Annotated in this window: 18 protein-coding genes and 1 tRNA gene; 11 read left to right on the forward strand and 8 right to left on the reverse strand. The window is 66.9% G+C overall.

Translation table 11 applies throughout. From position 1 onward, the window contains the following. The first annotated feature begins 51 nt into the window (after window positions 1–51). On the forward strand, window positions 52–1,065 hold the full coding sequence (locus R5H19_RS13630; RefSeq protein ID WP_318159572.1) for an NADP-dependent oxidoreductase: 1,014 nt from the start codon (window positions 52–54) through the stop codon (window positions 1,063–1,065). Between the two features lie 223 nt (window positions 1,066–1,288). Here R5H19_RS13630 and R5H19_RS13635 read toward each other — a convergent pair whose 3' ends face one another. Further along, on the reverse strand, window positions 1,289–2,728 hold the full coding sequence (locus tag R5H19_RS13635; RefSeq protein ID WP_318157052.1) for an IS1182 family transposase: 1,440 nt from the start codon (window positions 2,726–2,728) through the stop codon (window positions 1,289–1,291). A gap of 141 nt (window positions 2,729–2,869) precedes the next feature. Between R5H19_RS13635 and R5H19_RS13640 the strand changes: the two genes are divergently transcribed. Next, window positions 2,870–3,541: a serine protease gene (locus R5H19_RS13640; RefSeq protein WP_318159573.1), complete on the forward strand. Its 672-nt coding sequence runs from the start codon at window positions 2,870–2,872 to the stop codon at window positions 3,539–3,541. Window positions 3,542–3,941: 400 nt separating this feature from the next. Here R5H19_RS13640 and R5H19_RS13645 read toward each other — a convergent pair whose 3' ends face one another. Then, entirely contained in the window at window positions 3,942–4,913 is a 972-nt protein-coding gene (locus R5H19_RS13645; RefSeq protein ID WP_318159574.1) for a hypothetical protein, read from the reverse strand. A gap of 185 nt (window positions 4,914–5,098) precedes the next feature. Continuing rightward, window positions 5,099–7,780, reverse strand: coding sequence for a M1 family metallopeptidase (locus R5H19_RS13650; protein ID WP_318159575.1), 2,682 nt, complete (start codon window positions 7,778–7,780; stop codon window positions 5,099–5,101). A gap of 320 nt (window positions 7,781–8,100) precedes the next feature. On the opposite strand from R5H19_RS13650, the gene R5H19_RS13655 reads away from it, so the two are divergent. The 5 genes from R5H19_RS13655 (at window position 8,101) to R5H19_RS13675 (ending at window position 12,348) form a co-directional block, all read left to right on the forward strand. Next, entirely contained in the window at window positions 8,101–9,072 is a 972-nt protein-coding gene (locus R5H19_RS13655) for a LysR substrate-binding domain-containing protein (RefSeq protein WP_318159576.1), read from the forward strand. Between the two features lie 129 nt (window positions 9,073–9,201). Beyond that, entirely contained in the window at window positions 9,202–9,621 is a 420-nt protein-coding gene (locus tag R5H19_RS13660; RefSeq protein ID WP_318159577.1) for a rubrerythrin family protein, read from the forward strand. A gap of 67 nt (window positions 9,622–9,688) precedes the next feature. After that, window positions 9,689–11,029: a heterodisulfide reductase-related iron-sulfur binding cluster gene (locus R5H19_RS13665; protein ID WP_318159578.1), complete on the forward strand. Its 1,341-nt coding sequence runs from the start codon at window positions 9,689–9,691 to the stop codon at window positions 11,027–11,029. A 135-nt stretch (window positions 11,030–11,164) separates the two neighbouring features. After that, window positions 11,165–11,746: a DUF3501 family protein gene (locus R5H19_RS13670; protein WP_318159580.1), complete on the forward strand. Its 582-nt coding sequence runs from the start codon at window positions 11,165–11,167 to the stop codon at window positions 11,744–11,746. A 2-nt stretch (window positions 11,747–11,748) separates the two neighbouring features. Further along, window positions 11,749–12,348, forward strand: coding sequence for a hypothetical protein (locus tag R5H19_RS13675; protein WP_318159581.1), 600 nt, complete (start codon window positions 11,749–11,751; stop codon window positions 12,346–12,348). A gap of 10 nt (window positions 12,349–12,358) precedes the next feature. On the opposite strand, the gene R5H19_RS13680 is transcribed toward R5H19_RS13675, so the two are convergent. Beyond that, window positions 12,359–12,877: an adenine phosphoribosyltransferase gene (locus R5H19_RS13680; protein ID WP_318159582.1), complete on the reverse strand. Its 519-nt coding sequence runs from the start codon at window positions 12,875–12,877 to the stop codon at window positions 12,359–12,361. A 50-nt stretch (window positions 12,878–12,927) separates the two neighbouring features. Then, window positions 12,928–13,200 (reverse strand): DUF2007 domain-containing protein, encoded by a 273-nt coding sequence (locus R5H19_RS13685; protein ID WP_318159583.1) that lies wholly within the window; start codon window positions 13,198–13,200, stop codon window positions 12,928–12,930. Window positions 13,201–13,307: 107 nt separating this feature from the next. Here R5H19_RS13685 and R5H19_RS13690 point away from each other — a divergent pair, with 107 nt between their 5' ends. From R5H19_RS13690 to R5H19_RS13705, 4 genes are all read left to right on the forward strand, one after another. After that, window positions 13,308–15,065 (forward strand): glutamine--tRNA ligase/YqeY domain fusion protein, encoded by a 1,758-nt coding sequence (locus tag R5H19_RS13690; protein WP_318159584.1) that lies wholly within the window; start codon window positions 13,308–13,310, stop codon window positions 15,063–15,065. A 13-nt stretch (window positions 15,066–15,078) separates the two neighbouring features. After that, on the forward strand, window positions 15,079–15,639 hold the full coding sequence (locus R5H19_RS13695; protein ID WP_318159585.1) for a nucleoside deaminase: 561 nt from the start codon (window positions 15,079–15,081) through the stop codon (window positions 15,637–15,639). Further along, complete coding sequence (locus tag R5H19_RS13700; RefSeq protein ID WP_318159586.1) at window positions 15,636–16,358, forward strand: VTT domain-containing protein; 723 nt, start codon at window positions 15,636–15,638, stop codon at window positions 16,356–16,358. The genes R5H19_RS13695 and R5H19_RS13700 overlap by 4 nt, the downstream gene beginning before the upstream one ends. A gap of 146 nt (window positions 16,359–16,504) precedes the next feature. Then, a complete protein-coding gene (locus tag R5H19_RS13705; RefSeq protein WP_318159587.1) occupies window positions 16,505–18,403 on the forward strand; it encodes a hybrid sensor histidine kinase/response regulator in 1,899 nt (632 codons plus the stop codon). A 57-nt stretch (window positions 18,404–18,460) separates the two neighbouring features. Here R5H19_RS13705 and R5H19_RS13710 read toward each other — a convergent pair. The 3 genes from R5H19_RS13710 to queE form a co-directional block, all read right to left on the reverse strand. Then, a tRNA-Lys gene (locus R5H19_RS13710) sits at window positions 18,461–18,536 on the reverse strand. A 71-nt stretch (window positions 18,537–18,607) separates the two neighbouring features. Further along, a complete protein-coding gene (gene queC / locus R5H19_RS13715) occupies window positions 18,608–19,294 on the reverse strand; it encodes a 7-cyano-7-deazaguanine synthase QueC (RefSeq protein WP_318159588.1) in 687 nt (228 codons plus the stop codon). Window positions 19,295–19,446: 152 nt separating this feature from the next. Beyond that, window positions 19,447–20,139, reverse strand: coding sequence for a 7-carboxy-7-deazaguanine synthase QueE (gene queE / locus R5H19_RS13720; RefSeq protein ID WP_318159589.1), 693 nt, complete (start codon window positions 20,137–20,139; stop codon window positions 19,447–19,449). Between the last annotated feature and the right edge of the window lie 11 nt (window positions 20,140–20,150).

Raw genomic sequence — 20,150 nt, forward strand, 5'->3', positions numbered from 1 at the left:
ACGACGACGGCGCCGTATAGTGGAACGCGCTTTCCCATCACGGTGAACCGCATGACCCAGCTCAATCGTCAGCTGCGCCTCAAGAGCCGCCCCGAAGGCCTGGTCCGGCGCGAGGATTTCGACCTGGTCGAACAGCCCGTGCCCGCGCTGAAGGACGGTGAGGTGCTGGTGCGCGTGCTGTACATCTCGATGGACCCGACCAACCGCGTATGGATGCGCGACATCCCGCAGTACCTGCCGCCGGTGGCGATCGGCGAAGTGATGCGCGCGCTCGGCCTGGGCCGCGTGGTGCAGTCGCGCTCGGCGCAGTACCGCGAGGGCGACCTGGTGCAGGGCGTCACCGGCTGGCAGGACTATCTGGTGCTGCACGAAAGCGCCAAGGGCTACGTGCGCCTGCCCGCCGACCCCGGCATCCCGCTGCCCACCCTGCTCGGCGCCTGCGGCATGAGCGGCGTCACCGCCTACTACGGCCTCACCGAGATCGCCCCGGTGCAACCCGGCGAAACCCTGGTGGTCTCCGCCGCCGCCGGCTCGGTCGGTTCCATCGCCGGCCAGATCGGCAAGATCATGGGCGCCCGCGTCGTCGGCATCGCCGGCGGCACCGACAAATGCCGCTACCTCACCGACCAACTCGGCTTCGACGCCGCCGTCGACTACAAGGCCGCCGACTTCAAGCAGCAACTCAAGGCCGCCACCCCCGACGGCGTCCACGTCAACTTCGAGAACGTCGGCGGCGAAGTCATGCGCGCGGTGCTTTCGCGCATGGTCATCGGCGGCCGCGTCGCGCTATGCGGCCTGATCTCCAGCTACAACAGCACCGAACGCCCCAGCGACGACTTCGGCGTGCTCGTGATGAAGCGCCTGAGCATGCGCGGGTTTCTGGTGCTCGACTACGCCAAGACACGCGAGGCGGTGCAGGCGCTTGGCGGGTGGATTCGCGAGGGGAAGTTGAAGGCGGAGGAGACGGTGGCGGATGGGCTGGAGAACGCGCCCGTCGTGCTCAACCGGTTGTTCGATGGGAGCCATCGGGGGAAGCTGGTGTTGCGGGTGGATGCGCAACCATAAGATGTGACAGTTCTGTAGAGTCCGCTATCGGTCCAGGCTGTGTGAAAACGCGTGCGCGCTGCAAATGATGGCGTAATGGCTGCGCCGAGCGGTTTGCTGGCCGCTTGCAATCACCTACAGACGCCGCCGCGAAGACTTCGCCTCTTGAATTTCGGAGCAACTGATCGAGACCGAAGATCGCCATCGCGCCCCTTGGCGGAGGTATTTCGGGTGCAAAGCGCCTTCAGGCGCACATCGTCTGCATCAGCGGTGCGATGCCCAAGATTTTCATCACGCGTTTGAGGTTGTAGGCGAGCACGTGCAGGCTCATCTCTGTGCTGACGTGGTTGAGCGTACGCATCAGGAAGTGCGTCGACCCCATCCAGGCCTTCAGGGTGCCGAAGGGGTGTTCGACCGTCTGCCGTCGGATGCGCATCTTGTCTGGATCCTGATCCAGACGCTGCTGCATCGCGTCGATTACGGCTTCATGCTCCCAGCGTTTGACGCGTCGTTGCGGCGAAGAGGTGCACTGCGTCTTGAGCGGGCAGGCCTTGCACGCAGAGCTCCAGTAGCAATGCAGCGTCAATCCCTTTTCGACCGTGCTGAAACGCCAGATCAGCGACTGTCCGGCCGGGCAACGGTAAGAGTCGGTCTCGGGCAGATAGACGAAGTCCCGCTTGCCGAACAGGCCCTTGGCCTGGTTGTTGGAGGTCTGCGGACGAGGGACGTAGGCGGTGATGCCGACTTCCTCGCACGCCACGATTTCTTCCCCGCTGAAGTAACCACGATCAGCGACAACCTCAATGTGTTCGGCCTGCATTGCGGTGCGCGCACGCTTTGCCATGGCCGCCAGTTGGCTGCGATCGTTACCGATGTTGGTGACCTGATGGTCGACGATCAGGTGGTGCTGCGCATCGACCGCCGTCTGTACGTTGTAGCCGACGGTGCCGGTACCCTTGCCGCTGGTCGCCATGGATCGTGCATCCGGGTCGGTCAGCGAGATCTGCTGGTCAGGGGCGGCCTCGACTTCTTTGGCTAACGCCTGCATGCGCTGCATCTCCGACTGCAACTTCTCGACCTTTTCGTGAAGTCGCGTCGTGTGCGCTTCGGCGACCGGGGCTGCACCCTGGCGATCCGCGCTGTCCAGTTCCGACAGATATCGCGCCACGCTCTCTTCGATCTGCTCGATCCGGCGCTGCACCTTGGCGCGGGTGTAGTTCCGGTCGCGATTGTTGACCGCCTTGAACTTGCTGCCATCAATGGCTACCAGCGCCTGCGAAAACAGATCCAGCCGCCTACACAACACCACGAACTCGCGGCAGACCCGGCGGATCGCCGCACCATTGTCCCTGCGGAAATCGGCGATCGTCTTGAAGTCCGGCGACAGTCGACCGGTCAACCACATCAGCTCAATGTTCCGCTGCGCCTCGCGCTCCAGACGCCGGCTCGACTGCACGCGATTGAGGTAGCCGTAGATGTAGATCTTCAACAGCGTGGCCGGGTGATAGCCCGGACGACCAGTGGCCTGTGCAATCGCTCGCTCAAACCCCAGCGCGGTCAGATCGAGGTTGTCGACGAAGACGTCCACCACCCTCACGGGGTTGTCTTCCGTCACGTAGTCGTCGAGGCGCTCGGGAAGCAAGGTGCTCTGCGAGCGATCTTCACCTTCAACAAAACGTCCCATCGGCAACTCTCGTCGGCGCGGTGGGACAAGTCTATCGACTCAGAGAGTTTTCACACAGCCTGGAGCCAAAGCGGACATGAAATAGTCGATCCGGAGCTCATCGCTTCGGCGCTGAAAACGATTTTCAAATTGGTCTGATCTATGTTTCCCATCCAGGCGAACATTCTCCACCGAGTCTTCTTCATAAAGGCGGGTAAGTACGGAACGGCCTTCACCATTGATGTCGAAGGCGCCGAATACCTCGTCACAGCGAAGCACCTGTTCGACCAGGCCGCGGACAATCATGAGATTCAGCTATTCCAAAACAACCGGTGGGTGCCGTATAAGCCGAACGCCATCGTCTTCTGTAGGAGTGAGGCGGACATTGCCGTTCTGCGCCTGTATCAGAAGTTGACGCCGCCCGACTTGCCTGTAACGCCCACTGTTGCAGGGCTGATCTTGGGTCAGGACGTATATATCTTGGGGTTCCCCCACAAAATGCACGAAGACGTCGGGCAGCAACTCGGCGGGAATCCATGCCCCCTGATCAAGCGAGGCACCGCCTCAAGTCTTGGCGTCGGTGATCCGCAGGTTCTGTTCGTGGACACGCTGTCGAATGAGGGCTTTTCAGGAGGACCTGTGGTCTTCCTATCGCCGAGTTCGCCTCAAGGTGTTCGAATCGCTGCGGTTATTTCGGGTTTCAAGACGCACCCTGAGCCAGTCATCGGAAGCGATGGCGAGCCAACCGGCGCGTACGTCGAGATGAATACAGGACTGCTTCGGGCCTATGGAATCGCGTACGCCCTGGATCTGATTAGTCGAATGCCGCGATGAGGATCGGGCACGTTTGCCTCGGCGGATATCCGCTTCTGGCCGAACGCGGACATTCGCATGCCGTTGCCGTGCTTTTGATCTGGCTCTTCTGAAAAGTACGCGCAGGATGCGCGTCGCTCTACCAGGGTCCCCTCTGAAGCGGCGGGCGGGCGGAGGATCAGCCCGCAGGGTGGTTCGCATGGATGAGAACCAGTTTGTCGTCAGGGCAGGATGCCCTGTCGACAAACCCCGGAACCCGGCCGCGGACTTTCCGGGCAGGACGCCCGGAAAGCGCGCAAGCGGGGTGGCCTTCTCTTTTGGTTACTTTTCTCTTGGCCACGCAAGAGAAAAGTGACTCGGTCGCCGCAGGCGATCGACCGCTCTGCTCTGCTTTTCGCAAACTGGCAGGTCAACACACTACTCAATCCGAAATCGCCAACACACACTCATCCGCCCCATAACTCCGGCAACAAACCGGAAAGATCGACAACCCGCCCGACACGATGGCCGGCCCGAGCAGTCCTTCCAGGAAACCGCTGAAAAAGCTGCAGCCGGAACGGCCGTCTTCGGTGCACAGCGGGCTGTCGTGGATATGCAGCTGGCCACCCTGCCGATCGACCTCGACCAGCGCACGCAGCGCCGGGACGCCGATGCGCTCGATCGCCTCGTGCAAATCCAGCCTGCCATCCAAGGCGTACTCACGTTCGAACACCCAGCCCCCAGTGCGCTGCCCCGCCAACCCGAGCGACGACTCGCGCGCGCCTTCGGCGACCGAGCGCTGCAGCGCGAGCAGCTGTGGCACGATCCGCGGATAGTCGTATTCCAGTTCCCGTAGCATCTTCTCGACGGCCGCCTCGTCCGGCTCCAACGGAACCAGCTCGACGAACGGTGCCGCCGCCACCGGCGTGGTCGGCGTCGGCACAGGTGCCCGCGGCGTGGGCAGGATGAACTCGAACTCCGGCTCCGGCGGCAGTTCCTGTCGTGGCTCTGGCGCGTCCGGAACGGCGGATGCCACAACAGGCTCGACGACCTTGGCCTGATCGTCCACTTTCGACACGGGAGGCGCCACGACGCGCGCAGGTGCTGCCGAAGGAATAGCCGGCACGGCCTGCTCCACCCGCTTGTTCGACTCCGCGAAATGCGGCTTCGGGTCGCCTTCGACAAAGGGAAAAACCTTGACGCTGATGAAGCGTTCACAGGCGTCCAGCGCCGCCTCGAGCGCCCGCCTTTTGCGTGACGGCCCGCGCACGATCATCGTCAGCAGGATGCCGTGGTGATCCTGCACCAGGCGCTGCCGCAGCAAGGTGAATCCGTTGTCGATGGCGAACCGCCCGACCTCGACCAGCAGGCCCTCCCGGTTTTCCGAGAGGCCCTGGATCTCCAGCTCGATCATCAGGCCCCCCTGTATGCGATGCCGGTGATTTGTGTTGTGCCGTCCATGCTACGACAGCCGCGCCGGCAAAATCCGGATGCGGGAGCGGAATATCCCGCTCCCGCGTGGTCGCCGCGGCGGCGCGGACGACCGGCCAACGGAAAGCCCCGCCGCAGCGGGGCTTTCCGCCTGGCCTGCGGGCCTGCTCAGCGCAGGATCGCGGCCGGGTCCTGCTTCGCCTTCAGCGCGCTGCACAGCTGGATCGATTCGCCGGTCTGCGCCAGACCGCGACCGATGCCGGCGGCGTCCTTCTCGCGGGTCTTGAAGAACGCCTGCAGGCGATCGTACTCGGCGCTGGAGCAGCCGCCGCCCGCGGCCAGCGACGGCAGGCGGCCGCCGGAGAAGCTGCCGGTGCGCTCCAGGATCTGCGCGTAGTGCGCGGTGAACCACGCCCACATCGCGTCACGCTGGGCCTGCGTGTCGCGACCGCCGCGCAGCAGCATGCCCATCTCGCCGACCTTCACCGGCTTGGTCAGCGCGAAGTTGCGCACCTGCTCGGTCAGCGCCGGGTCTTCCACGCTGGCCAGGCCGTCGAGGATGCCGTTGCGCAGGGCCGGGTCGCTGGTCTTCGGCAGTTCGGCGATCAGCGCATCGACCGCGCTCTTGCCGTGCTGCTGCACCGCCACGCCCAGCGCATCGCCGAGCAGGTCGGGATCGGCGGCGGCCAGGTCGAGGCGGCCGTCCGCCTTCGGCTTCAGCGCCGCCTCGCCCTGCTTGAGCAGGGCCGCGCGTACTTCCGGCAGCTTGAAATCGAACGCCAACGCACTGGCCAGGCTGCTGCGCATCAAGGCGTCGTCCTCGGATTCGCCGGCCTTGCGCTGGTAGCCGAGTTGTTCCAGCCGCGGCAGGTACGCGGCCTTCGCCCACGCGGCCAGGCGCGCGCGCTGGGCGTCGGTGACGGCAATGCGCTGGTACAGCCCACCGAGCATGCCCAGCGGCGCGGTGGCCACCTCGCGAATCTTCGAGCCGGTCAGCGGCTGCAGCGCGACCAGCACGTCGCCGGCATCCAGGTCGCCGTGGCGGAAACTGGCGTTGACCGCGTCGGCGTAGGCCAGCTGTTCGGCGTCGGTGAGCTTGTCGACTTGCTTGACCAGGCCGTCCAGGCCGGCCCGGTCGAGGCTGAAGCGGTAGTAGCCGCTGGCGTTCGCGTTCGGCATCACCCAGGTCGGCGTGCTGGCGCCGGGCAGCACCATCGAGCCGGTAGCCTGGTCGAGCATCTCGCAGGCGACCTTGCTGCCACCGGCCACGCCATAGCGCACGCACACCGGCACGCCCCAGACGCGCTGCGGATCGCCGCTGCTGCCGAGCGGCAGGTAACGGCTCTGACTCAGCTGCAGCACGGTCTGGCCGTTTTTCTGTTCCAGTTTCGTCACCACGTACGGCACACCGGACTGGTTGAGGAAACTCTTGAATGCCTGCTTGAACGTGTCGCCCTTGTCGGCTGCGACGGCAATGGAATCGACCAGGTCGTCGGCGGTGGCGTTGCCGTATTTGTGATCCTGGATGTAGGCGCGCATGCCCTTCTGGAAGGTCGGCTCGCCCACGTAGTTCTCGAACATGCCCAGCACGCTGGCGCCCTTCTGGTAGGTGATGCCGTCGAACGCGGTCATGATGTCGCCGTTACCGGTGATCGGCTGACGGATGCTGCGAGCGCTGACCAAGCTGTCGTTGTTCATCGCGCCCTGGCCGCCGCGCACACGGTCGAGGTCGGCGCGGTATTCCGGGTGCACCTGCATGGTCACTTTCTGCTGCATCCAGGTGGCGAACGCCTCGTTGAGCCAGATGTCGTTCCACCACTCGGTGGTCACCGTGTCGCCGGTCCACATGTGCGCCAGTTCATGCGCGTTGACGTTGAACGAGCCCTGCACGTTGCGCGCCGGCGAATCCTTGTCGATCAGCAGCAGCCAGTCGCGGAAGGTGACCAGGCCCGGGTTCTCCATCGCGCCGGCCTCGAAATCCGGCGCGGCCAGCAGGTCCAGCTTGTCGAACGGGTAGCCGAAGCCATAGTAGTTCTCCAGCGCGTGGATGATGCTCGGCGTTTCGCCCAGCACGTGCTTCATGCGCTGCCCTTCGCCCTTGGCGGCGATGCCGCGCAGCTGCAGCGGCTTGGCGCGATACGCGGTCGGCGAGATGTCCGGGCCGGCGACGATGTCCCACGGACCGATCGCGAACGCGACCAGGTAGGTCGGCAGCGGCAGCGTCTGCGCGAACGTCACGGTCTTCCAGCCCTTGCCGGCCGGCGCCTGTTTCACCTGCTGGGTGTTCGCCACCACGTGTTCGTGGTCGGGCACGGTGATGCTGAGGTCGAACGGGGTCTTGAAGCCGGGTTCGTCGAAGCCGGGGAAGGCGAAGCGCGCGCTGATCGGTTCCATCTGCGTCATCGCATACGGCTGGCCCTTCGCGGTGACCTTGTACAGGCCCTGCAGCTGCGCGTTGAGCGGCGCGGTGTACTCGAACTTCAGAGTCAGCTGCTGCGGCTTGAGCGTGCTGCCGAAATCCACCCGCACCACGCCGGCCTTCGGATCCGCGTTGACGTACTTGCCGGCGTGCACCTTGCCGGCCGCGTCGGTGATCGTCACCTTCGACACCTTCAACTCGGCGCCGTCCAGCCACAGGTGGTCGGACGCCTGGGTCAGCTTCACCTTGATGGTGGTGGTGCCGGAGAAATCCTGCTGCGCCGGGTCGACCTTGAACGCCAGCTGGTACGACTGCGGCACGGCCCAACCGGGCAGCCGACCCTGCGGCACCTGGTCGGCGGTGGCGGCGAACGCCGCGCCGCAGCAGGCGGCCAGCGCAGTGAACAGGAGAGGACGGGCGAGTCGGCGCATGAGAACTTTCTCTGGCGTGGGGAAAGCCCCACGCTAGAGCCGGCATGACTTCCGACCCAGTGCCAGAAGGCATGCCCGCCGCGCAGCAGGCACGGCCGGGGCCACCTGCGGAAGGAACCAAAAAAAAACCGGCGACGAAGCAAGCTTCGTCACCGGCCGGGGAAGCCCGCGCGCCTGCGGGGGAGAGGGAGGAGAGCTCCGACGCGCGGGGTGTCACGAGCACAACGTGGGCACAGGATAGGATCCTTGCCTTGCATTGCTCCAATTGATTGTTACCATCCCAACCATAGCGTATGGCTATTGCCAAGCCGGGACGATCCATGAACCTGCGCGATCTCCAGTACCTGGTGGCCCTGGCCGAACACCGGCATTTCGGCCGCGCCGCGGATGCCTGCTTCGTCAGCCAGCCCACCCTGTCCACCCAGATCAAGAAGCTCGAGGAGGAACTGGGCGTGCCGCTGGTCGAGCGCACCCCGCGCAAGGTGCTGCTGACCGAGGTCGGCCGCGACATCGCCATCCGCGCGCGCGACGTGCTCAACGGGGTCGAGCAGATCCGCAGCGTGGCCCGGCGCACGCTGGACCCGGAGTCCGGCACGGTGCGGCTGGGCATCTTCCCCACCCTGGGTCCGTACCTGCTGCCGCATGCGTTGCCGCTGGTGCGCCAGGCGTTCCCCAAGCTGGAACTGCTGCTGGTCGAGGAAAAGACCGAAGCGGTGCTGCGCCTGCTGCGCGAGGGCAAGCTGGACGCCGGCATCCTCGCCCTGCCGCTGCACGAGGACAGCCTGCATACCGAGTTCCTGTTCGAGGAACCCTTTCTGCTGGCGGTGTCGGAAGCGCATCCGCTGGCGCACAAGCAGGGCCAGCTGAAACTGGCCGACCTGTCCAACCAGAACCTGCTGTTGCTGGAGGACGGCCACTGCCTGCGCGACCAGGCGCTGGAGGTGTGCCATCTCGCCGGCGCCGTCGAGCGCAGCGGCTTCCGTGCCACCAGCCTGGAAACGCTGCGGCAGATGGTGGCGGCGAACGTCGGCATCACCCTGCTGCCGGTGACCGCAGTGAAGCCGCCGGTGGCGCCGCTGGAAAGCCTGCACTTGATCGAGTTCAAGGGCCAGCCGCCGAGCCGACGCGTCGCCATGGTCTGGCGCAAGAGCTCGGCGATGGCCGGATTCCTGAAGCGGCTGGCGGCGGTGTTCCGGCAGTTGCCGACCGATCTGCTGAACCCGCACACCGCGGCCACCCCCGCGCTGCCGGCGAAGCCCGTGCGCGCCGCGCGCAAGGCCGCGCCCCGATAGCCGCGGACTATCTGCCCGATCCAGACAATCAATTTCCTCAGCGGCCCATCGCGCGCTAGGCTCGGCCGGTCACGACCGTGAAGGACGCACGCGCATTTCCCTCCCAGCCCAACGCCACGAGGTGATGTCATGAGCAACCTGAAAGGCTCCAAGACCGAGCAGAACCTGAAAGACGCCTTCGCCGGCGAGTCTATGGCCAACCGCCGCTACCTGTATTTCGCCGCCAAGGCCGACGTCGAGGGCTACAACGACGTCTCCGCGGTATTCCGCTCCACTGCCGAAGGCGAGACCGGCCACGCCCACGGCCACCTGGAATACCTCGAAGCGGTGGGCGATCCGGCCACCGGCCTGCCCTTCGGCGGCACCCAGCTGAACCTGAAAAGTGCCATCGCCGGCGAGACCCACGAGTACACCGACATGTACCCGGGCATGGCCAAGGCCGCGCGCGAGGAAGGCTTCACCGAGATCGCCGACTGGTTCGAGACCCTGGCCAAGGCCGAACGTTCGCACGCGAACCGCTTCACCAAGGCGCTGGGCGACATGGCCTGAGCTCGCCCGTCATCCCGGCCAAGGCCGGGATGACGGTTGTTCGCCGTTCGCCACGCGGGAGACGCCGATGGACCCCATCCACGAAACGCGCGAAGGCAACCTCGACGCGCCCACGCGCCATCCGCTGGGCCAGCACGAACCGGCCTTCTGGGACGCCGCCGCGCTGGAAGCGGAGATGGAGCGCGTGTTCAACATCTGCCACGGCTGCCGCCGCTGCGTCAGCCTGTGCCACGCCTTCCCCACCCTGTTCGACCTGGTCGACGCCTCGGCCACGATGGAAATCGACGGCGTCGACAAGGCCGACTACCCGAAGGTCACCGAGCAGTGCTACCTGTGCGACCTGTGCTACCAGACCAAGTGTCCGTACACGCCGCCGCACCCGTGGAACGTGGATTTCCCGCACCTGATGCTGCGCGCCAAGGCGGTGGCGTTCGAGCGTGACGGCGCGCCGCTGTCTTCGAAGGTCCTGTCCAGCACGCGCGCCGTGGGCAAGCTCGCCTCGATCCCGGTGGTGGTGCAGGTGGTGAACGCCGCCAACCGCAACCCGGCCGCGCGCCAGCTGCTGGAAAAGACCCTGGGCGTCGACGCGAAGGCGCGCGTGCCCGAGTACCACGCGCCCACCGCGCGCAAGCGCCTGCGCGACCTCGACGGCAGCGGCGAAGCGGTCCCTGCCGGTCGCACGCGCGGCAAGGTCGCGCTGTTTGCCACCTGCTATTGCGACCACTCCGACCCGGTGGTGGTCGAGGACCTCGCTGCGGTGCTGCAGCACAACGCGATCCCGACCCGGCTGGTCGAACAGGAAAGCTGCTGCGGCATGCCCAAGCTGGAACTGGGCGACCTGAAGACGGTGACGAAGTACAAGGAGCGCAACATCCCGGTGCTGGCAAGGATGGCGCGCGAAGGCTGGGATTTCACTGCGGCAATCCCGTCCTGCGTGCTGATGTTCAAGCAGGAGCTGCCGCTGATGTTTCCCGACGATGCCGACGTGGCGCTGGTGCGCGACCACTTCTTCGACCCGTTCGAATACCTCGCCGAACGGCACAAGGCCGGCCTGCTCAGGACCGACTTCAAGGCTTCACTGGGCAAGGTCGCCTGGCAGGTGCCGTGCCACCAGCGCGTGCAGAAGATCGGCCCGAAGACGCGCGAGATCCTGCAACTGGTACCGGGCACCGAGATCACCACCATCGAGCGCTGTTCCGGCCACGACGGCACGTACGGCGTCAAGCACAAGACCTACGCACTCTCGCGCAAGCTGGCCAAGCCGGTGGAGAATCGCGTCGAGCAGGCCAACCCCGATCACTTCACCAGCGACTGCCCGATGGCCGGCGGCCACATCGCCCACGGCCTCGACGACAAGCCGGCGGCGGAGCATCCGTTGAGCCTGCTGCGCAAGGCCTATGGCATTTGAACGGCCGATGGGGAAATGAACCACCCGCGTAGGGCGGGCACTGCCCGCCGCTCTTCCCCGGCTCATCGGCAGATCGAAAAGCCGGCGGACAGTGCCCACCCTGCGTTGCCTCTTGCCACTCACCTCTGAGCTCCCATGCACAAACTCACCCGCGCCGACCTGCTCAGCCTCGAAAACTACGCGCAGCAACGCGCCGAATTCCGCGCCCGCGCGATGGCGCACAAGCAGCAGCGCACGGTGCATCTCGGCGAACACCTCACGCTGATCTTCGAGGACCGCCTGAGCGTGCAGTACCAGGTGCAGGAGATGCTGCGCGTCGAGCGCATCTTCGAGGCGGCCGGCATCCAGGACGAGCTGGACGCCTACAATCCGCTGATCCCCGACGGCAGCAACCTCAAGGCCACGATGCTCATCGAGTACGCCGACGTCGAGCAGCGCAAGCGCGAACTGGTGCGCCTGCGCCATATCGAGCACGCTATCGCGCTGCGCGTGCACGGCCACGCGCCAGTCACCGCCATCGCCGACGAGGACATGGAGCGCAGCAACGACGAGAAGACCGCCGCGGTGCATTTCCTGCGCTTCGAACTCGGCCCCGCGATGATCGCGGACTGGCGCGCCGGCGCCGCGGTCACGCTGACCTCGACGCTGCCTGCGATGCCGGTCGAAACGACGCTGACGCCCGAACAGCGTTGCATGCTAGCGGCGGATTTCGCCTGAGCATGCGCAAGCTCCTGGTCGCGGCGCTCCTGCTGCTGGTGCTGCTGGGCGTAATGCGGCAGCGCCAGCATCGTCCGCTGCAGCCCGAACCCGGCGTGCTTGCCGCCGAGGCGCCGGTGCAGGTCGACCTCGGCCACGGCGCGCAGCTGCAGCGCGGCGACGTCACGCTGACCACCCGCGCCCACTTCGACATCACCGCCCGCGTGCTGTCGCGCAAGGACTATTCGTCGGGCGCTGACGGCGAACTGGTTCCGCTCGATCTCTCACTCGGCTGGGGCCGCATGTCCGACAGCGCCGTGCTGGCGCAGATCGACATCCGCCAGTCCAACCGCTTCTACTACTGGCACGTCGAGTCCTTCCCGATCCCGCGTCGCGAGATCGAGACTTCCAGCGCGAACATGCACATGATCCCCGCCGACGACGACGTGAAACGCCAGCTTGAACAGATTCGTCCCGGCCAACTGATGCGCATCGAAGGCTTCCTGGTCGACGCCAGCCGTCCGGGCGGCTGGCACTGGAACACCTCGCTGACCCGCAACGACACCGGAGCGGGTGCGTGCGAGCTGGTCTATGTCGAAAGGGTCGACGCCGCGGCGCCGTGAACCACCGGGCTCAGTAACGCAGCAGGCTGTGCAGCGGCTTGTCCGCCGGCCAGCGGTTGCGCCCCTGCAGCGCCGGCAGCTCGATCACCACGCTGGCGCCGAGCAGCGCGGCGCCCAGCTTGCCGACCAGGGCCGCGGCCGCCGCCAGCGTGCCGCCGGTGGCCAGCACGTCGTCAGCCAGCAGCACGCGCTCGCCGGGCCGGAACGCATCGTGCTGCACCTGCAGCTGGTCGCTGCCGTATTCCAGCTGGTAGTCCACGCTCACCACCGGCGGCGGCAGCTTGCCGGGCTTGCGCAGCGGCACGAAGCCGGCGTGCAGTTTCTGCGCCAGCGCGGCGCCGAAGATGAAGCCGCGCGCCTCGATCCCGCACACCGCCTGCACGCCGCTGCCCTGCCACGGCTCGGCCAGTGCGTCGATGCAGCGGGCGAAGCTGCCGGCATCGGCAAGCAGCGGGGTGACGTCGCGGAACATCACGCCGGGCGTGGGGAAATCCGCTACGGCGCGGATCAGTGCGGCGAAATCCTGCATCGGTTTTCCTCGGGTTGGGTCAGCCGCCAAGGCGCGCCGAGCAGCGCCGCTCAGCAGGGCGCGGCCAGCGGATCGTCCGGCAGTTCGTCGCCGATCGCCTGCCGCGCCTCGACCAGCCGGGCCTCGACCTCGCGCACGATGCCGCCGGCCTCGGCCAGGCCCGATTCGGGCACCATCACCGCGATGTAATCCATTGCCGGCAGCTGGCCGACCCCGCCGGTGAGGTACTCGCCGGCAATGAACGCCGGAATGCCGCCCGCTTCCAGCGCATCCTTGACCAGATGGGCATCGAACAGGTTTTCGGCGCGGTAGACGGTGTGCATGCCCCGCACGCTAACCCGCCCCGGCGCGCGGGGCAAGGCTCCCGGCGGCCGCGGCGGCGACAGGGTAAACTTGCACGTTTCCGCCACTGCTTTGCGAGTCCCAGCCGATGTCGACCGATCATCCCGCCGCACCTGCCGCCCCGACGGCCACCGCGCCCCAGGATTTCATCCGGCAGATCGTGCGCGACGACCTCGCCTCGGGCAAGCACGTGGCCATCCACACCCGCTTCCCGCCGGAGCCGAACGGCTACCTGCACATCGGCCACGCCAAGGCGATCTGCCTGAGCTTCGGCATCGCCAAGGAGTTCGGCGGCTGGTGCAACCTGCGCCTGGACGACACCAATCCGGGCAAGGAAGACCCGGAGTTCGTGCAGGGCATCAAGGACGACGTGCGCTGGCTGGGCTACGAGTGGCACGAGCTGCGCCACGCCTCGGACTATTTCGACGTGTTCTACCGCGCCGCGCTCAAGCTGATCGAGGACGGCCTGGCCTACGTGGACGACCTTTCCGCCGACGAGATGCGCGAATACCGCGGCACCCTGACCGAGCCGGGCCGCAACTCGCCGTACCGCGAACGTTCGGTGGCGGAGAACCTTGACCTGTTCAAGCGCATGCGTGCCGGCGAGTTCGCCGACGGCAGCAAGACGCTGCGCGCGAAGATCGACATGGCCTCCGGCAACATCAACCTGCGCGACCCGGCGCTGTACCGCATCCGCAAGATCGCCCACCAGAACACCGGCGACGCCTGGCCGATCTACCCGATGTACGACATCGCGCACGCGCTGTCCGACGCAATGGAAGGCATCACCCATTCGCTGTGCACGCTGGAGTTCGAGGACCACCGTCCGCTGTACGACTGGTGCGTGGACAACGTCGACCTGCCGAACCACCCCGAGCTGTGGCAGTCGGTGGTCGCCGCCGGCCTGGAGGCGAAACCGGCCAAGCCGCGCCAGATCGAGTTCTCGCGACTCAATCTCAGCTACTGCATCACCAGCAAGCGCAAGCTGGCGCAGCTGGTCGGCGAGCATCATGTGGACGGCTGGGACGACCCGCGCATGAACACCCTGCGCGGCCTGCGCCGGCGCGGCTTCACCCCGGCCGGGTTGCGCCTGCTGGTCGAACGCGTGGGGGTCTCCAAGCAGAACAGCGTGATCGACTACGCCGTGCTGGAAAACTGCATCCGCGAGGATCTGGACGCCACCGCGGCACGCCGGATGGCCGTGCTCGACCCGCTGAAGCTGGTGATCACCAACCTGCCGGAAGGCCACGAGGAAACGCTGACCTTCCCGAACCATCCCAAGGACGAAAGCTTTGGCACGCGCGAAGTGCCGTTCGCGCGCGAGCTGTGGATCGAGCACGAGGATTTCGCCGAAGTACCGCCGAAGGGTTTCCACCGGCTGAAGCCGGAGGGCGAGGTGCGCCTGCGCGGCGTCGGCATCGTGAAGTGCGTCGAGGTCGTCAAGGACGCCGACGGCCACGTGGTCGAGCTGCGCTGCACGCTCGACCCGGAAACCCGCCATGGCCTGCCCGGCGCCGACCGCAAGGTGAAGGGCACCATCCACTGGGTCAGCGCGAAGCACGCGGTGGCCGCCGAGGTGCGCCTGTACGACCGCCTGTTCAGCGTACCCGCGCCGGACAGCGAGGAGGGCGGCAAGAGCTGGCTCGACCACGTCAACCCCGCGGCCAAGCGCGTGGTGCAGGGCTGGCTGGAGCCGGCCGCCGCCGGCGTCGCGCCGGAGCAGCGCTTCCAGTTCGAGCGGCTCGGCTACTTCGTCGCCGACCGTGTCGACCACCGCGCCGACGCCCCGGTGTTCAACCGCACGGTGACCCTGCGCGACGTCTGGGCCAGGCCGGCCGGCCAGTAAACGGAGCGAAGGCATGCTGCCGCTGCAAATCCATCTCACGTTGCCGCCGTGGATCGGTGACGTCGCCGACACCAACCGGCGCTACCACAGCGACGAGGAGCGCGTGGGCCTGGCGATCGAGCTGTCGCGGCACAACGTGGATCGCGGTGGCGGCGGACCGTTCGGCGCGGCCGTGTTCAACAGCCACAGCGGGCGGCTGGTCGCGGTCGGCGTCAACCGCGTGCTGCCGCAGAACTGTTCGGTGGCGCACGCCGAGATGATGACGATCATGATCGCGCAGCAACGCCTGAACCGGCACCGGATGAACGAGGACGGCGGCCATTACGTGCTGGCCAGCAGCTCGCAACCGTGCTGCCAATGCTATGGCGCCACCGTGTGGGCCGGCATCGACGAGTTGCTGATCGGCGCGCGCTCCGAGGACGTCGAGGAACTCACCGAGTTCGACGAGGGCCCGCTGCCGGCTGACTGGGTCGGTGAACTGCAGCGTCGCAACATCGCGGTACGCCGCGACATCCTGCGCGAGCAGGCGCGCGAGGTGCTGGCCGCGTACGGCGCCAGCGGCCAGCCATATTGAACCGCTGGCGCGCCGCGCTGCCGCTGATCCTGCTGGTGCTGGCCGGCATCGTGCTGTTCGCCTCCGGTTCGTTGCACCAGTTGGCTCCGCAGCGACTGGTGGCACACCAGGCCGAACTGCACGCGCAGATCGCCAGTCACCCGTGGCTGAGCCGGTTGGCCTTCATCGGGCTGCTGACGCTGACCGTAGCCACCGGCATCCCCGGCACCATCGTGGTGATCCTGGCCGGCGGCTTCGCCTTCGGCGTGGTCGACGCCACCGTGTGTTCGTCGATCGGCTTGACCCTGGGCTCGCTGGTGCTGTACCTGGCCAGCCGCTACGCGTTCGGTGTCGGCAGCCGGCAGCCGCCGGCGATCGTGGCAAAGCTGCGTCACGGCTTCGAACGCCACCCGGTGAGCTACACCCTGTTCCTGCGCTTCGTGCCGGTGGCGCCGTTCGGTTTGGTCACCATTTGCCTGGCATGGCTGCGTTGCCCGCTGTGGCTGTTCCTCGGCGCCAGCTGGCTGGGCGGCACCGTCTCGCTGGTCTTCGAAACCTCGATCGGCGCCGGCCTCGGCGACGCCATCGCCATGAGCCAGGGCAGCAGCTTCGGCATCGGCCTGTTCATGCACCGCGAAGTACTGCTGCCGCTGGGCGCGATCGCCCTGCTCGCCCTGCTGCCGCTGCTGGTCGAACGCATCACCCGACGCCATCGCCGGGACCACCGGCGGCTCGGCTGAGGCACACGCGGACCGCTGTCAATTCATCCGTTTCGCGCTAGTGTTGCGCCGTGCCCGGAGCACCCCGGGCACACTGTGGGCGCTGATCGGGCCTGGCCGAATGCGCCCACGCGCGATGGTGCGGGAGAAGCACGGGGCGGATGGGCATGGCGACCAACTCCTGGACTTCACGCCTGTGGCAGCGCACGACGCTGACGCAGCGCCTGGCCTTCGTGGCGCTGGTTCCCGCCCTGGTCACCGCCGCGCTGCTGGTGACCCTGCTGACCCAGCGCCAACTGGCCAACCTGCACCAGGTGGCGCACGACAACGCCGAGGCCATCGCCACCCAGGCGGCCTCGATCAGCCTGCAGCCACTGCGCGCGATGCAGTTGCGCGAACTGGTGCGCATCGCCGATTCGGTCGCCGAGTTGCGGCACGTGACGCGCGTGCAGATACGCACCAGCGCCGGCCAGATCCTGGCTGACCGCCGCGAACCCGATGCGGGCGGTACCCCGCGAGAAACCCTGACCGTGATGCACGACGTGGTCGATCACGATTCACCGGGAGAAGTTGTCCTCGGTTCCGTACTGGTGGACGTGAGCCTGCATGACGCAATCGCCGCGCAACGCGACAGCCTGCGCTACGCACTGGTCGTCCTTGCGCTGAGCCTGCTCGTCGCCGGCATGGTCGGCTGGCAGGCCGCGCGCCGGATCAGCGCGCCGCTGCGCCACCTGGCCGGTGCCGTGCGCCAGTTGGGCCAGGGCGACCGTCTGGTGACGGTGGAAGTGACCGACCGCACCGAGATCGGCGAGCTGCAGCACGGTTTCAACCATGCGGCGGCGGCGCTGCGCGACATACAGCGCGGGATGCAGCAGCAGATCGAGCGGGCCACGCAGGAGCTGGCCCGCAAGAATGCCGCGCTGGAAGCGGCCAGCCAGGCCAGGTCGCGCTTCCTGGCCGCGGCTTCGCACGACCTGCGCCAGCCGCTGTATGCGCTGACCCTGTTCTCCTCTGCGCTGGCGGTGGACGAATACGATCCACAAAAGCTGGACCGGATCGCCCATCTCCAGGAATGCGTGCAGTCGCTCGACCACCTGTTCGGCGAGCTGCTCGACCTGTCGCGGCTGGAAACCGGCTCGGTGCAGGTCGAGATCAGCGAGTTCCCGCTCGACCGGGTCTTCGCCGAGGTCAGCCGCAATTTCGACATGGTCGCCGAGCAACGCGGGCTGCGGCTGGCCGCCCACCCCACCCGGCTGTGGGTGCGCAGCGACCGCACCATGCTCACCCGCATCCTCAACAACCTGGTCAGCAACGCCCTGCGCTTCACCCGCCACGGCGGCGCGCTGGTGGGCGCCCGCCGTGGCGGCGACGGACAGGTGCGCATCGAGGTGTGGGACACCGGCCGCGGCATCGCACCGGAACACCTGCCCAGCGTGTTCGACGAGTTCTACCGCATCGACGACCAGCCCGACGCCGGGCTCGACGACGGCTCGCACTCGGGCCTGGGCCTGGGCCTGGCGACCGTACAGCGACTGGCGGAGTTGCTCGACACCGAGGTCCTGGTGAAATCCCGGCTCGACCGGGGCAGCGTGTTCCATTTCCTGCTGCCGACCGCCGCCGCGCAAGCGGACTTGCCCGAACCCGACGAAGACGCCTCCGCCGACCTGGCCGGCAGACGTGTACTGGTGGTGGACGACGACCCGGCCATCCTTTCCGGCATCCGCTTCCTGTTGCGCAACTGGGGTTGCGAGGTGGAGGTGGCCGAGGACCGGCAGCAGGCGCTGGAGGCCACCGAAAACTGGCCGGGGCCGCCCGACATCGTCGTCTGCGACCTGCATCTGCGCGGCGGCCAACGCGGCCTCGACGTGCTGGCCGCGCTCGACCGGCATTACCTGCGCGACGGCGGCACACCGTTCGCCCGCCTGCTGGTCACCGGCGAGACCCGCATCGACCATCTGCACGACATCATCGCAGCGAAGATCCCGCTGCTGTACAAGCCGGTTTCGCCGCAACAGCTGCGTCGCGCGATGATGTCGGCATGGACTGCCGCCCGCGACGGCGGCTGAAGCCTCGCGCAGCTGTCGTCGGGACAAAAAAAGCGCCCGGTCGGGCGCCATGGAAACTGGTGGGTCGTCCGGGACTCGAACCCGGGACCAATAGATTAAAAGTCTACTGCTCTACCAGCTGAGCTAACGACCCGTCATGGCAAAACTCAAGCGGACAATTTTACGGGCTGGGCGGCAGCGGCACAAGCAAGCGCACCCGAGCACTCACGCATAGCGCGTAGGGTCGACCAGGCCCGCTTCGCGGAAACCCTGCGCACGCAACCGGCAGGCGTCGCAATGGCCGCAGGCGCGGCCGTCGCTGTCGGCTTGGTAGCAGCTGACCGTGGCCGAAAAGTCCACGCCGAGACGCTGGCCCTCGCGCGCGATGTCGGCCTTGCTCATGCGCATCAGCGGCGCGTGGATGCGGATGCCGGCGCCTTCCACGCCGGCCTTGGTGGCGACGTTGGCCAGTTGTTCGAACGCCTCGATGAAGGCAGGCCGGCAGTCCGGATAGCCCGAGTAGTCGACCGCGTTGACGCCGCACCAGATGTCGCTGGAACCGAGCACCTCGGCCCAGCCCAGCGCGATCGACAGCATGATGGTGTTGCGCGCCGGCACGTAGGTCACCGGGATGTCGCTGTCGTCGCCGGTATCCAGCGGTACGTCGATGTCGGCGGTCAGCGCGGAGCCGCCGATGCTGCGCAGATCGATGCCGACGGTCTTGTGCTCGACCGCGCCGAGCATCTTCGCCACACGATCGGATGCTGCCAGCTCCGAACTGTGGCGCTGGCCGTAGGCCACGCTCAGCGCGTGCACCTGGTAGCCCTGCTCGCGGGCGATGGCGACGGTGACGGCCGAGTCCATGCCGCCGGAAACCAGCACGACGGCCTTGCGGGGAAGTGTTTCAGACATGGGTTTCATCCACTGGGGTACGGCCGGTCACCGGCCGGAAGGCGCAAGCGGTGGCACAGGCCGCGGCGCGTAGAACAGGAGTGCGTGGAGACGGGTGAAAGGTGAGAGTGCGCTTTCCGCTCACTTCTCGTTCCTCTCCACTCACTTCTCGCCTATTTCCCCCGCGCGTCGTTCCACAGCAGCTTGTGCAGCTGCAGTTGGAAACGCACGGGCAGCTTGTCGGCGATGATCCATTCGGCCAGCTCGCGCGGCTCGACCTTGCCCCACACCGGCGAGAACAGCACCATGCAGCGCTCGACGAGGCGGTGTTCGACCAGCCGGGCACAAGCCCAGTCGTAGTCCTCGCGGCTGGCGATCACGATCTTGATCTGGTCCTGCGGCGACAGGTGCTCGAGATTCGACCACAGGTTGCGCCCGCTCTCGCCCGAACCCGGCGCCTTCAGGTCCATCACCTTGCGCACGCGCGGATCGACCGCGGAGACGTCCAGCGCGCCGGAGGTCTCCAGCGAAACCTCGTAACCGGCGTCGCACAGCCTGCGCAGCAGAATCAGGCAGCGCTTCTGCGCCAGCGGCTCGCCGCCGGTCACGCAGACGTGCTTCGCGCCGTGCGTGGCGACCTCGGCAAGGATGTCGTCGATCGCGTGCCAGTTGCCACCGTGGAACGAATACTCGGTATCGCACCAGACGCAGCGCAACGGGCAGCCGGTGAGGCGCACGAACACGGTGCGCCAGCCGATCGCATCGGCCTCGCCCTGGATCGAATGGAAGATCTCGGTGATGCGCAGGCGCTCGGCAACGGCCGCGGCAGGCGTGCCGGACGCCTCGCGCGCGTCATTGCCGCTCATATCACTACCCG

The sequence above is a fragment of the Rhodanobacter sp. KK11 genome (assembly GCF_033345435.1).
GTDB lineage: Bacteria > Pseudomonadota > Gammaproteobacteria > Xanthomonadales > Rhodanobacteraceae > Rhodanobacter.

Coding starts and splice junctions, on each gene's coding strand:
- queE (WP_318159589.1), bottom strand. CDS start 20,139: ATGAGCGGCAATGACGCGCGCGAGGCGTCCGGCACGCCTGCCGCGGCC.
- R5H19_RS13630 (WP_318159572.1), top strand. CDS start 52: ATGACCCAGCTCAATCGTCAGCTGCGCCTCAAGAGCCGCCCCGAAGGC.
- R5H19_RS13675 (WP_318159581.1), top strand. CDS start 11,749: ATGCGCAAGCTCCTGGTCGCGGCGCTCCTGCTGCTGGTGCTGCTGGGC.
- R5H19_RS13680 (WP_318159582.1), bottom strand. CDS start 12,877: ATGCAGGATTTCGCCGCACTGATCCGCGCCGTAGCGGATTTCCCCACG.
- R5H19_RS13690 (WP_318159584.1), top strand. CDS start 13,308: ATGTCGACCGATCATCCCGCCGCACCTGCCGCCCCGACGGCCACCGCG.
- R5H19_RS13685 (WP_318159583.1), bottom strand. CDS start 13,200: ATGCACACCGTCTACCGCGCCGAAAACCTGTTCGATGCCCATCTGGTC.
- R5H19_RS13660 (WP_318159577.1), top strand. CDS start 9,202: ATGAGCAACCTGAAAGGCTCCAAGACCGAGCAGAACCTGAAAGACGCC.
- queC (WP_318159588.1), bottom strand. CDS start 19,294: ATGTCTGAAACACTTCCCCGCAAGGCCGTCGTGCTGGTTTCCGGCGGC.
- R5H19_RS13645 (WP_318159574.1), bottom strand. CDS start 4,913: ATGATCGAGCTGGAGATCCAGGGCCTCTCGGAAAACCGGGAGGGCCTG.
- R5H19_RS13640 (WP_318159573.1), top strand. CDS start 2,870: ATGTTTCCCATCCAGGCGAACATTCTCCACCGAGTCTTCTTCATAAAG.
- R5H19_RS13650 (WP_318159575.1), bottom strand. CDS start 7,780: ATGCGCCGACTCGCCCGTCCTCTCCTGTTCACTGCGCTGGCCGCCTGC.
- R5H19_RS13670 (WP_318159580.1), top strand. CDS start 11,165: ATGCACAAACTCACCCGCGCCGACCTGCTCAGCCTCGAAAACTACGCG.
- R5H19_RS13695 (WP_318159585.1), top strand. CDS start 15,079: ATGCTGCCGCTGCAAATCCATCTCACGTTGCCGCCGTGGATCGGTGAC.
- R5H19_RS13655 (WP_318159576.1), top strand. CDS start 8,101: ATGAACCTGCGCGATCTCCAGTACCTGGTGGCCCTGGCCGAACACCGG.
- R5H19_RS13665 (WP_318159578.1), top strand. CDS start 9,689: ATGGACCCCATCCACGAAACGCGCGAAGGCAACCTCGACGCGCCCACG.
- R5H19_RS13635 (WP_318157052.1), bottom strand. CDS start 2,728: ATGGGACGTTTTGTTGAAGGTGAAGATCGCTCGCAGAGCACCTTGCTT.
- R5H19_RS13705 (WP_318159587.1), top strand. CDS start 16,505: ATGGCGACCAACTCCTGGACTTCACGCCTGTGGCAGCGCACGACGCTG.